14 protein-coding genes are annotated in these 11,868 nt (G+C 68.7%); 9 read left to right on the top strand and 5 right to left on the bottom strand.

Annotated features, from left to right (window positions below):
• Window positions 1-594 precede the first annotated feature (594 nt).
• Window positions 595-1,206 (bottom strand): c-type cytochrome, encoded by a 612-nt coding sequence (locus LH128_RS27525; RefSeq protein ID WP_008832976.1) that lies wholly within the window; start codon window positions 1,204-1,206, stop codon window positions 595-597.
• Between the two features lie 135 nt (window positions 1,207-1,341).
• Between LH128_RS27525 and LH128_RS27520 the strand changes: the two genes are divergently transcribed.
• The 9 genes from LH128_RS27520 (at window position 1,342) to LH128_RS27480 (ending at window position 9,611) form a co-directional block, all read left to right on the top strand.
• Window positions 1,342-2,241, top strand: a complete 900-nt coding sequence (locus LH128_RS27520; RefSeq protein ID WP_008832975.1) for a prephenate dehydratase — start codon at window positions 1,342-1,344, stop codon at window positions 2,239-2,241.
• Between the two features lie 159 nt (window positions 2,242-2,400).
• Window positions 2,401-3,102, top strand: a complete 702-nt coding sequence (locus LH128_RS27515; protein ID WP_008832974.1) for a hypothetical protein — start codon at window positions 2,401-2,403, stop codon at window positions 3,100-3,102.
• Window positions 3,099-4,418 carry a DUF4350 domain-containing protein gene (locus tag LH128_RS27510; RefSeq protein WP_008832973.1) on the top strand — a complete coding sequence of 440 codons (1,320 nt, stop codon included), beginning with the start codon at window positions 3,099-3,101 and terminating at the stop codon, window positions 4,416-4,418. The genes LH128_RS27515 and LH128_RS27510 overlap by 4 nt, the downstream gene beginning before the upstream one ends.
• Window positions 4,415-5,386, top strand: a complete 972-nt coding sequence (locus LH128_RS27505) for an AAA family ATPase (protein ID WP_008832972.1) — start codon at window positions 4,415-4,417, stop codon at window positions 5,384-5,386. The genes LH128_RS27510 and LH128_RS27505 overlap by 4 nt, the downstream gene beginning before the upstream one ends.
• 4 nt (window positions 5,387-5,390) lie before the next feature.
• Window positions 5,391-6,719, top strand: coding sequence for a DUF58 domain-containing protein (locus LH128_RS27500; RefSeq protein WP_008832971.1), 1,329 nt, complete (start codon window positions 5,391-5,393; stop codon window positions 6,717-6,719).
• Complete coding sequence (locus LH128_RS27495; RefSeq protein WP_008832970.1) at window positions 6,716-7,735, top strand: stage II sporulation protein M; 1,020 nt, start codon at window positions 6,716-6,718, stop codon at window positions 7,733-7,735. Before LH128_RS27500 ends, LH128_RS27495 begins: the two co-directional genes overlap by 4 nt.
• A complete protein-coding gene (locus LH128_RS27490; RefSeq protein WP_008832969.1) occupies window positions 7,732-8,634 on the top strand; it encodes an RDD family protein in 903 nt (300 codons plus the stop codon). The genes LH128_RS27495 and LH128_RS27490 overlap by 4 nt, the downstream gene beginning before the upstream one ends.
• Before the next feature lie 3 nt (window positions 8,635-8,637).
• Entirely contained in the window at window positions 8,638-9,099 is a 462-nt protein-coding gene (locus LH128_RS27485) for a GNAT family N-acetyltransferase (RefSeq protein ID WP_008832968.1), read from the top strand.
• On the top strand, window positions 9,099-9,611 hold the full coding sequence (locus LH128_RS27480; protein WP_008832967.1) for a GNAT family N-acetyltransferase: 513 nt from the start codon (window positions 9,099-9,101) through the stop codon (window positions 9,609-9,611). The genes LH128_RS27485 and LH128_RS27480 overlap by 1 nt, the downstream gene beginning before the upstream one ends.
• Before the next feature lie 132 nt (window positions 9,612-9,743).
• Here the strand turns inward: LH128_RS27480 and LH128_RS27475 are convergent, their stop codons facing one another.
• The 4 genes from LH128_RS27475 to LH128_RS27460 all read right to left on the bottom strand — a co-directional run bounded on the left by LH128_RS27475 (window position 9,744) and on the right by LH128_RS27460 (window position 11,851).
• Window positions 9,744-10,121, bottom strand: a complete 378-nt coding sequence (locus LH128_RS27475; RefSeq protein ID WP_008831381.1) for a ribonuclease HI — start codon at window positions 10,119-10,121, stop codon at window positions 9,744-9,746.
• Window positions 10,121-10,546 (bottom strand): 23S rRNA (pseudouridine(1915)-N(3))-methyltransferase RlmH, encoded by a 426-nt coding sequence (locus tag LH128_RS27470; protein WP_008831382.1) that lies wholly within the window; start codon window positions 10,544-10,546, stop codon window positions 10,121-10,123. The genes LH128_RS27475 and LH128_RS27470 overlap by 1 nt, the downstream gene beginning before the upstream one ends.
• A 112-nt stretch (window positions 10,547-10,658) precedes the next feature.
• A complete protein-coding gene (gene rsfS, locus LH128_RS27465) occupies window positions 10,659-11,060 on the bottom strand; it encodes a ribosome silencing factor (RefSeq protein ID WP_008831383.1) in 402 nt (133 codons plus the stop codon).
• Window positions 11,061-11,173: 113 nt separating this feature from the next.
• Window positions 11,174-11,851 carry a nicotinate-nucleotide adenylyltransferase gene (locus tag LH128_RS27460; RefSeq protein WP_051211537.1) on the bottom strand — a complete coding sequence of 226 codons (678 nt, stop codon included), beginning with the start codon at window positions 11,849-11,851 and terminating at the stop codon, window positions 11,174-11,176.
• Window positions 11,852-11,868: the final 17 nt, after the last annotated feature.

Here is an 11,868-nt window from a genome sequence, read left to right as displayed (position 1 = left end):
GCAAACCACGCGTCCGTTCGAAGACCCGGACTGTCTCTGCGCTACCGGAAACGCCGTCCATACGTTCCTGCGACACACGGCAGGACTTGGGACGGCCATCCCGGATAGCCTTCGGCCGATAACGATGCGAACCCTAACGACGGCCACATGGGACTTTCCGATGGAATACAGGTCGAGCCGGGCTGCACCGTGAGTTACCCGGCCGCTCGCCAGAGCTTCACGGAAAACAAAACCCCGCGTCCCAGCTTGGACGCTCCCGACGCCGACCCGATGTTACCGGTCTTCGCGTTGACTTCCCCGGCGTAATGGCCCGCGCTCGCCAGCGGGTGTTTCCGCGCGCGCTGACTGCACGCACAACGTCGTCATCCCAGCGAAGGCAGGGACCGCTGGCCTGTTACGGCCAACCATCGTCAGGACGCCTTGACGACGGCACGGTTTTACGCGGCCAGCGGTCCCAGCCTTCGCCGGGATGACGGGGTTTGTTTGCAAGGTCGCGCCGAACTTGTCTCATAAAGACGAAAACGGCCCGCTAGCGACTCGGCGGCGCTAGCGGACCGTTTTCAACCGGCGATCCCTTGAAGGGGCCGGATCGGGTTATTGCGCCGCCGCTTCGGACGCTTCCGGTGCGGCTTCACCCGCCGCAGGCGCTGCCGCGGCGTCGGCCGCCGGAGCCGCGTCTGCGGCCGGCAGCGGCAGGTTCGAGCCCTGCGAATTCAGGTAGGCGATGACGTTGGCGCGGTCTTCCGGCTTGGACAGACCGGCGAAGGTCATCTTGGTGCCGGGCGCGAAGGCCTTGGGGCTCTTGAGCCAGTCGTTCAGGCTGTCGAACGACCAGTTGCCGCCCTTGCTCTTGAGCGCGTCGGAGAATGCGAAGCCGCCGACGCCCTGGCCGATCGCCTCGCCGACCACGCCGTGGAGGTTCGGGCCGATGCCGTTGGCGCCGCCCGCATTGATCGTGTGGCACGAGGTGCACTTGGCGAAAGTCGCCTCGCCCTTGGCCACGTCGGCGGCGGCGAGAAGCGTCGCGATCGGCGGATCGCCGCCGCCCGGGCCTTCCTCGGCCACACCTTCGACGGCATAGCCCGCAGTCTCCGGCGCGTGATGCTTGTCAGCCTGAAAATACATCGAACTGGCGATCGTCAGTCCCAGGCCGACGATGCCCGAAAAAAGAGTCCAACCGGCGATAGTATTGAAACGATCGTCCATTCAGCATGCCCCGCGGTGATTATTCACTCATCCTGTTGGCTTCGGGCATTAATGTCCGCCTTGATCCAGCGCAAGTGCCGATACGGAATTCGGCCATTGCGCTTGTTCGCCACGCCGCCTAATCGCGCGCACGTCATGCATGCTTATCCCCAGCCCGCCATCGCCCTCGTCGCCGAGATGGAAGCCGCCGCCCAGGCACAGCCCGCGCGCGCCGTCGCGTTTCAGGGCGCGCCGGGCTGCAACGGCCACCGCGCCGCGCTCGAATACGATGCCGGTTGCCTGCCGCTGCCGTGCTTCTCGTTCGAGGATGCGCTGGACGCGGTGAAGGAGGGGCGGGCCGACCGCGCGATCATCCCGATCGAGAATTCGCAGCACGGCCGCGTCGCCGACATCCACTTCCTGCTGCCCGAAAGCGGCTTGTCGATCGTGGGCGAGCATTTCACCCCGATCAGCCACGCACTGATGGCGCTGCCCGGCGCGAAAGGCCCGTTTTCGGCGGCCTACAGCCACCCGCAGGCGCTCGGCCAGTCGCGCCATTACTTGCGCGAGCGGGGCATCGTGCCGATGGCCTATGCCGACACCGCGGGCGCTGCGGCACTGGTGCGCGAGCAGGGCGACCCCGACGCCTGCGCCATCGCACCCCGGCTGGCGGCCGAACTCTACGGTCTCGACATCGTCGAGGACCGGGTGGAGGACGCCTCGGACAACACCACCCGCTTCGTGGTGCTGGCGCGCGAGCCGCTCGACCCGTTCGACCTCAAGGGCACGCAGGCGATGACGACCTTCATCTTCGAGGTGAAGAACATCGCGGCGGCGCTCTACAAGGCGCTGGGCGGTTTCGCGACCAACGGCGTCAACATGACCAAGCTGGAGAGCTACCAGATCGGCGCCAGCTTCGCGGCGACGACTTTCTACGCCGATATCGAAGGCGCCCCCGGCGAGGCGCGCATTGATTCGGCGCTGCAGGAGCTGGCGTTCCACTGCAAGTACGTGCGCCCGCTGGGGACCTACGAGCAGGCGCGCAAGCGGGGCTGACCCCTCCACCACCCGCTACGCGGGCGGTCCCCCTCCCCATTCCTGCGGAACGGGGAGGATTTGCCTGATCCTCCCTGTCGCGCAGCGATGGGGAGGTGGCAGTCGCGCAGCGACTGACGGAGGGGGCCTTTTCCCGACACGACGAACCCTTTCAACCGCTTGCGCCGCACTTCCCGCCATGCAATCGTGCCGGGCGTGACGATTGGCGGGGGCACTGAAGCGGGTTCGGCCGCAGACGCGGCGCGGGACTGGAAGGCCGTGCGCGACGCGGCGGACATCCAATTCACGCCGCTCCCGGACCCCAAGCCCGTTCCCCCCACCGACATTCCCGAATGGCTGAAAGCGCTCGGCCGGTTGCTGGAGGCGATCTTCACGCCGGTCGGCAAGCTGCTCGGCATGTCGTGGCCGGTGTTCCAGTGGATTCTCATCGCCGGAGCGGCGGCGCTGGCGCTGTTCATCCTCTGGCGCCTGCTGATCGAGCCTAGCCTCGACGCCTGGCGCAGCCGCCGTCCGAAGCTGGAGGAGGTCCACTGGACTCCGACGCAGGCCGAGGCGGTGGCGCTTTTGGAAGACGCCGACAACCTCGCCGCGCAGGGTCGCTATGGAGAGGCCGCGCATCTGCTGCTCCGGCGCAGCGTGCGCCAGATTTCCGACGCGCGGCCCGACTGGCTCCATCCCGCCAGCACCGCGCGCGAGATCGCCGTGCTGCCGATGCTGCCCGAGAGCGGCCGCAGCGCCTTCGCCGTGATCGCCGGGCGGGTCGAGCGTGCCCTGTTCGCGCTGCGGGATCTCGACGCGCAGGACTGGAGCGCCGCCCGCACCGCCTATGCGCAGTTCGCGCAAGTCGAGCTTCGGGCATGAACGTGAAGACGAAAGGCGTAGCAGTCGGCGCCAATCCGTTCTCGCTCTGGGCGGTGCTGGCGATCGTGGTTCTCGGCGCGCTGCTGTTCGTGGCGCTGCTGTGGATGATCGGCACCGGTATCGGCATGGGCACCGCCAACGACGGCAAGGCGCATGCGGAGGGCAAGGGCCTCAACGGCTATGCGGCGATGGCCGACTACCTCGAACGGCGCGGCTTCGCGGTCGAGGCGACGCGCAATCCTGCGGCACTCAAAAGGCCGGGACTTCTGGTGCTTACCCCGCCCGCGATCATCAAGGGCAAGGAGATCGACAAGATCGTCAGCGCCCGGCGCTCGATCGGGCCGACGCTGGTGATCGCGCCCAAGTGGCAGCCGATGCCGCCGATCCGCGAGCAGCGCGACAAGGCGAAGAAAGGCTGGGTGCGCCTCGGCGGCGAAAGCACGCTGGACTGGCCGGGCTTCCTCGACGAACTGACGCTGAGCGACGATACCTTGCCGAAAGCGCAGGCGGGCTGGCGGGCCGACGGGATCGCCGGGACGCTGCCCACCGGCACCGTGCAGGCGGGCAAGGGCGAGGGGCTGGTGCCGCTTGCCGTCAGCCGCGACGGCAAGCTGGTGCTCGCGGGCTTCATGGACGACGGTGGCCGCTACGACGGCCTCGACGCGATGGCGCAGGACGGCCAGCACTATATCGAGGGCGAGGACTACGACGAGGGCCGCTATCCGGTGGTCATGGTGTTCGAGCCGGACCTCCTCGACAACTACGGGATGGCCCGGATCGAGAGCGCGCAGCTGGCCGAGGCTCTGGTGCGCGCCACCGGGGTCAGGCCGGGCGGCGCTGTCGTGTTCGACATGACCCTGCCCGGCTACGGCCATGCGCAGAACCTGCTGACGCTCGCCTTCACGCCGCCGTTCCTTGCCGCGACGCTGTGCCTGTTGCTGGCGGCGGTGGCGGTGGGCTGGCGCGCGTTCCTGCGCTTCGGGCCGCCGCTGGTGCCCGAGCGGGCCATCGCCTTCGGCAAGCGCGCGCTGGTGAGCAATGCCGCCGGGCTGGTGCGCCGTACGCGCCGTTTCCACCTGCTCGGCCCGCCTTACGCCGACCGCGCGCGGGAACGGCTGGTCGCGGCGCTGGCCCTGCCGCGCGGCGTGGATGCCGAGCACACCGACGCCGCCATCGACCGGGCGCTTGCCGCGCGCGGGGCTGATGGTGAGCCCTTCTCCGTGATCGCCGCCCGCCTCCATGCGGCCGGGCGTTCGCACGATCTCCTCAAGGCCGCGCGCGATCTCCACGCGCTCGAAAGGACGCTGACCCGATGACCGAGACTGCACCCGATATCGCACAAGTAGGCGCGCTCGCGCAGGCGATCCGCGCCGAAGTGGGCAAGGGCGTGATCGGGCAGGCCGAGACGATCGAGCATCTGCTGATCGCGCTGATGGCGCGCGGCCATGTACTGCTGGAGGGGCCTCCGGGGACCGCCAAGACCTTCCTTGCGCAGTGCTTCGCGGCGACGCTGGGGCTGGACTTCGGGCGCATCCAGTTCACGCCGGACCTGATGCCGGGCGACATTCTCGGCTCCAACCTGTTTAACTTCCAGACCAGCCAGTTCACCCTGACGCACGGCCCGATCTTCTGCGACCTGCTGCTGGCGGACGAGATCAACCGCACCCCGCCCAAGACGCAGGCGGCGCTGCTCGAAGCGATGCAGGAGCGCCGCGTGACGCTGGACGGCACCGCGCATCCGCTGCCGCCGCACTTCACCGTGGTCGCGACGCAGAACCCGATCGAGAGCCAGGGCGTCTACCCGCTGCCCGAGGCGCAGCTCGATCGGTTCCTGTTCAAGGTGCTGGTCGATTATCCCAGCGCCGAGGAGGAGCGTCGCATCGTCGCGCGCTATGGCGAGAATCGCGGTGCGCCGACACCGGCGGAGGTGGGCATCGTCACGGTCACGACCCCTGCGCAGCTGGAAGCGGTGACGCGGGCAGTGGCCTCGGTGAAGCTGGCGGACAGTGTCACCGACTACATCGTGCGCCTCGTGCGTGCGACCCGCGAGTCTGCGGACCTGTCGAGCGGTGCCTCCCCCCGCGCCGCCGTGTTGCTGGCCGGTGCCGCCCGCGCCCGCGCCGCGCTCGATGGGCGCGACTACGTGGTGCCCGATGATGTGAAGGCACTGGCGACTTCGGTGCTGCGCCATCGCCTGCTGCTCAGCCCGGCGGCCGAGATCGAGGGCAAGCAGGTCGAGGCGCTGGTCGCCCAGCTGGTCGAGCAGACCGAAGCGCCGCGCTGATCCGGTGAAGTTTGCCTTCGCCCCGATAGTCCCGACGGCCCGCGCGGCGGTGACGCTGGCGGCGATCGCGCCGGTCGCGCTGGTGATCGCGGCGGCGAGCCCGGACTTGTGGGTGATCGCGCCGGTCGCGGGGCTCGCCGTGCTGGTGCTGGTGGTGATCGACGCGCTGCTCGGCGGCCGGGTCGCGGACCTTCGGGTTACGGTGCCCGGCGACGTCGAAGTCGGCGCCGAGGGCCGGATGGAGGCCGCAGTCGCGCTGCGCTCCGGCAGCCCCTCGCGCGCGGAACTGGCGCTGGAGTGCGACCCGCGCCTCGCACCCGGCGGGCGGCTGGTGTTTCCGCTGATCGCCGGTGACGACGGCTGGCGCGGCTCCGGCACCTTCACGCCCTCGCGTCGCGGCACGGGCAAGGTCACCCGCGCATGGCTGCGCTGGACCGGGCCGCTCGGCCTCGGCGCGCGGCAGCTGGCGGGGACTCTGGACGAGACGGTGCGGGTCTGGCCCAACGTCGCCGCCGTGCGCTCCCCCACGCTGCAGACCTTCCTCAAGGATGCGCAATATGGCCTGCTCGCCCGCCGCATCCGGGGTGAGGGCACGCAGTTCGAATCGCTCGCCGAGTACCAGCCCGGCATGGATCGCCGCCGGATCGACTGGAAATCGTCGGCCCGCCACGTGCACCTCTATGCCAAGGAATACGAGGTCGAGCGCAACAACCAGATCGTCTTCGCCTTCGACTGCGGGCAGGCGATGTGCGAGCCGATCGCCGGGATGCCCCGCCTCGATCGCGCGGTCTCGGCGGCGCTGGCGACCGCTTTCGTGGCGCTCAAGGGCGGCGACCGGGTCTCGCTGTTCGGCTTCGCTTCGCGGCCCGAGGTGGCGACGCCCTTCGTCACCGCCAGCAGCGAGTTCCACCGCCTCCAGCGCGCGGCGGCGGGGCTGGAGTACCGCACGGAGGAGCCCAACTTCACCCTCGCCCTCGCTACGTTGGCGGGGAGGCTGCAGCGCCGCTCGCTGATCGTGATCTTCTCCGACTTCTCCGACCCCACCAGCGCCGAACTGATGATCGAAAGCATCGGACGGCTGGTGTCGCGCCATGTCGTCCTGTTCGTGACGATGGCGGACGAGGAACTGGAGACGCTGTCCACCGCCGAGCCCGACGACATGGAAGTGCTGTCGATGGCGGTCGCCGCCGATGGCCTGCTGCGCCAGCGCGCGCTCGTCACCCGGCGGCTGCGGCAGATCGGCGTCGATGTGATCGAGGCGCCGTGGCGGCAGGTCGGCACCCGGCTGATCGATGCCTACCTTGCCATCAAGCGTTCGGGAGCGATCGGATGAACGCGATATCGAATGCCGCCATCGAAAGCGCCGCGCTGCGTTCCGACCGCTTCCGGCTGGAGCGCGAAGCGGACTGGCAGCGGCTCGAGAATATCGTCGTGCGCATGGAGAAGGGGCGCCTGCGCGGCATCTCGGACGAGGACCTGCTGGCGCTGCCGGGCCTGTACCGCACGGTCGCCTCCAGCCTCTCCATCGCGCGCGAGACGTCGCTCGACGCGGCGACGCTGGGCTATCTGGAATCGCTGGTGCAGCGGGCGTGGTTCGTGGTCTACGGCCCGCGCTCGTCGTTGTGGGAGTGGTTGCGCGGGTTCCTCGGCGGCGGCTGGAGCCGGGCGGTGCGCGGCATCGGCTTCGAGATCGGCATCGCCCTGCTCGTCATGGTGGCGGGCGCGGTGGTCGGCTGGCTGCTCGTTTCGCACGATCCCGAATGGTACTTCGCCCTGATGGGCCGCGAGATGGCAGGCGAGCGCGTCCCCGGCGCCACCGCCGAGGCGCTGCGCGGCACAATCTTCGGCAACACCGAGAAGACGGGCATGAGCATTTTCGCTGCCCAGCTGTTCAGCAATAACGCGCAAGTCTCGATTCTCGCCTTCGCGCTGGGCTTTGCGCTCGGGATTCCGTCACTGCTGCTGCTGGTCCACAATCTGGCCGGGCTGGGGGCGATGGGGTGGGTCTACTGGAAGGCGGGGCTGCTGCTCGACTTCGCGGGGTGGATCAGCATCCACGGCACGACCGAACTGTTCGCGATCCTGCTCTCGGGCGCGGCGGGGCTGCATGTCGGGCGCGCGATCGCCTTTCCCGGCAACCGTCCGGTGCTGACCGCGACCGCCGAGGCCGGACGCCGCGCGGCGGTGGTCATGGTCGGCGTAGTGCTGATGCTCGTCGTCGCCGCGCTGCTGGAAGGCTTCGCGCGCCAGCTGGTCGACCAGACGCCCGCGCGCCTTGCGGTCGGCGGGTTCATGCTGCTGGCGTGGAGCGCCTACTTCTTCGCCTATCGCGGGAGGGCCGGGCGATGAAGCGCCGAGTTAATCGGGGGCGCTCCGGCAAGCAGCGCGTGCTCGTGACGCCGGAGGGCATCGCGCTGCCGGTCACCGTGGCGGGGCGCGGGGCGCGGGCGGGGGCGCTGATCCTCGACCTTCTCATCATCGTCATGCTGATAATCGGCACCTCGATCGCTCTGATGCAGATCGCGGGCGGCGCGGCGCAGATCGCGCAGGCGGTCGATGGCAAGGGGGCGGGGGCACAGGCTCTGCAGTTCCTCATCGTCGTGTGGATCGTGGCGATGTTCCTGTTCCGCAACGCCTACTTCCTCTACTTCGAACTAGGGCCAAGGGGCGCGACGCCGGGCAAGCGCATGACCGGCATCCGCATCGCCGCGCGCGACGGCGGCCGCCTCACCGCCGAGATGGTGATCGCCCGAAACCTCCTGCGCGATATCGAGATGTTCCTGCCGATCCCGCTCATCGCCATGGCGGGGCCAGACAACGGCATGGCCTGGCTGGCGGCGGCGGGGTGGCTGGCGATCTTCCTGCTCTTCCCGCTGTTCAACCGCGACGCCCTGCGCGCGGGCGACGTGATTGCGGGAAGCTGGGTGCTCGAACGCCCGAAGCAGAAGCTGGAGGCGGCGATGACGACCTCCGAAGCGCCGGTGGCCGAGCGCTTCCAGTTCCGCTTCGAGGATCACGAACTGGCGGTCTACGGCGAATTCGAGCTGCAGGCGCTGGAGCGCGTGCTGCGCGAGGACCGGACCGACGCGGTCGAGACGGTCTACCAGACCATCGCCGAGAAGATCGGCCGCAACGACGGCTGGGGCGCGGAGCGGCGCTTCCTCTCGGACTACTACACGCAGTTGCGGGCGCGGCTGGAAGCAGGCATGCGCATGGGGCGCCGCAAGGCCGACAAGCACGCAGAGTAGAGCATGAACCTGACCATAAGGCCCGACGACCTCACCTCAGAAGCGGTGCTGGCGCTGCTCCAGTTCCACCTCGACGAGATGCATCAATGGTCCCCGCCCGAGAGCGTCCACGCCATGCCCGCAGCGCGCCTGCGCCAGCCGGACGTCACGTTCTTCTCCGCATGGGACGGCGATGTGCTGGCGGGCTGCGGCGCGATCAAGCACCTTTCCGAAAGCCACGGCGAACTCAAGTCGATGCGCGCCGCGCCCGAGTATCGCGGCCGGGGCGTGGGCAAGGCGCTGCTGCTGCGGCTGCTGGAAGAGGCGAGAGCGCGCGGCTACGCCCGTGTCAGCCTCGAGACCGGGCGGCCCGAGCCGTTCCACCCGGCCCACGGCCTCTACCGCGCGCACGGCTTCGTCGAGTGCGCGCCTTTCGGGGACTACGTCTCCGATGATTTTTCGATCTGCATGACCAAGGAACTGTAATGGAGCTTCGTACCGCCACCCCCGCCGATGCCGCCGCGCTGGCGCGTCTGGGCACCGACAGCTTCGTCGCCAAGTTCGGCCACCTCTACGTGCCGGACGACCTGGCGAACTTCCTCGCTGGTTCGCACAGCGAGGCCAAGGTGGCGAAGGAGATCGCCGACCCTGCGATGCGGGTGATGCTGGCGGAGCGGGACGGGCACCTGCTCGGCTACTGCAAGCTGGTGATGGCTTGCGGCTGGCCCGAACATGCGCGGTCAGGGAGCGTGATCGAGCTCAAGCAACTCTACACCGCGCCCGAGGCGACCGGGCAGGGCATCGGCGCGGCACTGATGGACTGGGCGCTGACGGAAGCGGCGGCGTTTGGCGCGGGCGAGGTCCAGCTTTCGGTCTATTCCGACAACCCCGGGGCGCAGAAATTCTACGCGCGCTACGGGTTCGAGAAGGTCGCCGATATCCACTTCATGGTCGGCGAGCAGCGGGACGAGGAGTTCCTGTTCGCGAAGGTGCTTTAAGGCTCCTCCCTGTCGCGAAGCGATGGGGAGGGGGACCGCCCGCGTAGCGGGTGGTGGAGGGGGCGAACCCCTCCGTCAGCGCTTCGCGCTGCCACCTCCCCATTCCTGCGGAACAGGGAGGATAAAATGCCTTCACCTTGGATGGCGCGCGGCCAGCGCAATTCCGGCAAGGTTCTGCTCACGCTTGATCCACCGTATGCGCGCAGGACGAACCTGAGCCGCCAGCGCAAGGAAGCGCGCCGCGTGCCGCCCCGGGCCATGCCCGTCGCGCAAGGCCCGGTTGGCCTGACGCACAACCTCCGCCGCATCGCCGATCAGCTCGACCTGTTCCAGCCCCTGCTCCCGGCAGAGTTCCAGTGCATGGATCAGCGCCAGCCACTCGGCATCGCTGTTGGTGCCGCAGCCGCAATCCTCAAAGACATGCGCCACCCCGCGTATCACCACGGCGACTTCGATGGGGCCGGGATTCGGACGGCAGCCGCCGTCGAAGAAGACCTTCAGGCGCTTCATCAGCCCGAGCGGTGGTAGGGATGCCCGGCCAGGATCGCGGTGGCGCGCCACAGCTGTTCGGCGAGCATCGCGCGGACCATCAGGTGAGGCCAGGTCATGCGGCCGAAGCACAGAAGGTGGTCGGCCTGCGCCCGCGCCTCGTCACCGTGGCCGTCGGCGGCGCCGATCAGGAAGCGGCATTCGCGCACGCCCTCGTCGCGCCAGCGGCCGAGCAGCGCGGCGAACTCTTCCGAGCTCATCAGCTTGCCCCGCTCGTCGAGCAGGACTTCACGGACCGGGGTATGGGCGGGAGGCGGCACCTTGCCGCCGACATCGGGCAGCTCGCTGTGCCTGAACGGCCAGGTGATGCGCTTCGCGTAGCGATCCAGCATCTCACCCTCGGGCGAGCGGGCGATCTTTCCGCGAGCGATGATGTGCAGCAGCATGGGTTCAGGGTGCAATCAGGCCGGAACGCGGGGACGGAGCAGGGCCCCCGCGTGATTTCCTTGCGATTTTCCGGTCACCGTCGCGACCGGAGGATCATCCTCTAGGCAGCGGTCAGGCTGCCCCGGACGGGCCGTCGAAGCCCCACATCCGCTCGAGGTTGTAGAACGTGCGCACTTCGGGACGGAACAGGTGGACGACCACGCTGCCCGCATCGACGAGCACCCAGTCGGCCGCCGGAAGGCCCTCGATACGCGGATGGCCGAAGCCGTTCTGCTTCAGTCGCTCGCCGAGTTTCTGCGCCATGGACGCAACCTGGCGGGTCGAACGGCCCGAGGCGATCACCATGAAGTCGGCGATGCTCGATTTGCCGTCGAGGTCGATCGTCACCAGTTCCTGCGCCTGATCGTCGTCCAGCGACGAAAGCACGAGGTTCAGCAACGGATCATCGCTTTCGATCGTGACCGGAAGCGGGGTGGCGCCGGTTGATTCCGGCTGTAGTTCTGCCTGTGGCATCTTGGTTGGGTTCTGCTCCTTTCAAAACCGACCGGGCAGGATGAAGGCCATCCTGCCGCGTTCGATCGTTTGCCGTGTAAGCCGGGTATGCGGGAAGATGGCCTGAAAGCCGATCATTCCGCCGTTCCGGGGATCAAGTGGTACGTGACCGCGTCACGCGAAGGTCGATCTGAGAACCTTCGTGCCCAGTCCGGATCGGCCTGGCGTATCGCCGTTGCCGACCGCGTATCGGGGTCGAATCGCAATGTCACCAGCGCGGGTGCGCTCCACTCTTCCGGACCGCGAAGACTGGTCAGGGGTCTCCGGAATTTCCCCAGCCAGGCCATCGCGGGGCTCGCGAGGGCAGCGCCATCATACCCCGGACGCGCGATTACCGCAATCGGCATGAGTCGGCACAGCGTCCGCCAGTCCTTCCAGCGGTGCAACTGGGCGAGGTTGTCCGCCCCCATCAGCCATACGAAGCGCCGTTTCGGGTAACGGTGAAGGAGTGCGCGGAGGGTGTCGACGGTGTATCGGGTGCCCAGTTCGCGCTCGATCGCGGTGGCCCGGATGCGGGCGCCCCGCGCCTGCTGCTGCGCCGAGCGCATCCGCGCGGCCAGCGGGGCCATCCCGGCCTTGGGTTTGAGCGGATTGCCCGGCGAGACCAGCCACCACACTTCGTCGAGCGCAAGCGCCTCGACGGTGAACAGGGTGACGCGGCGGTGTCCACCGTGGGCCGGGTTGAAACTGCCGCCGAGCAGGCCCGTGACGGGCCCGGGGCGGGTTCGGGTCCGCCTCAGAACCAGATTCAGGGCCGGGCCTGCCCGGT

It is taken from the genome of Sphingomonas sp. LH128 (genome assembly GCF_000293195.2).
In the GTDB taxonomy this organism is placed as follows: Bacteria; Pseudomonadota; Alphaproteobacteria; order Sphingomonadales; family Sphingomonadaceae; genus Novosphingobium; species Novosphingobium resinovorum_A.
The sequence above is the reverse complement of the archived record's forward strand: the minus strand, read 5'-3'. Positions and strand labels throughout refer to the sequence as shown.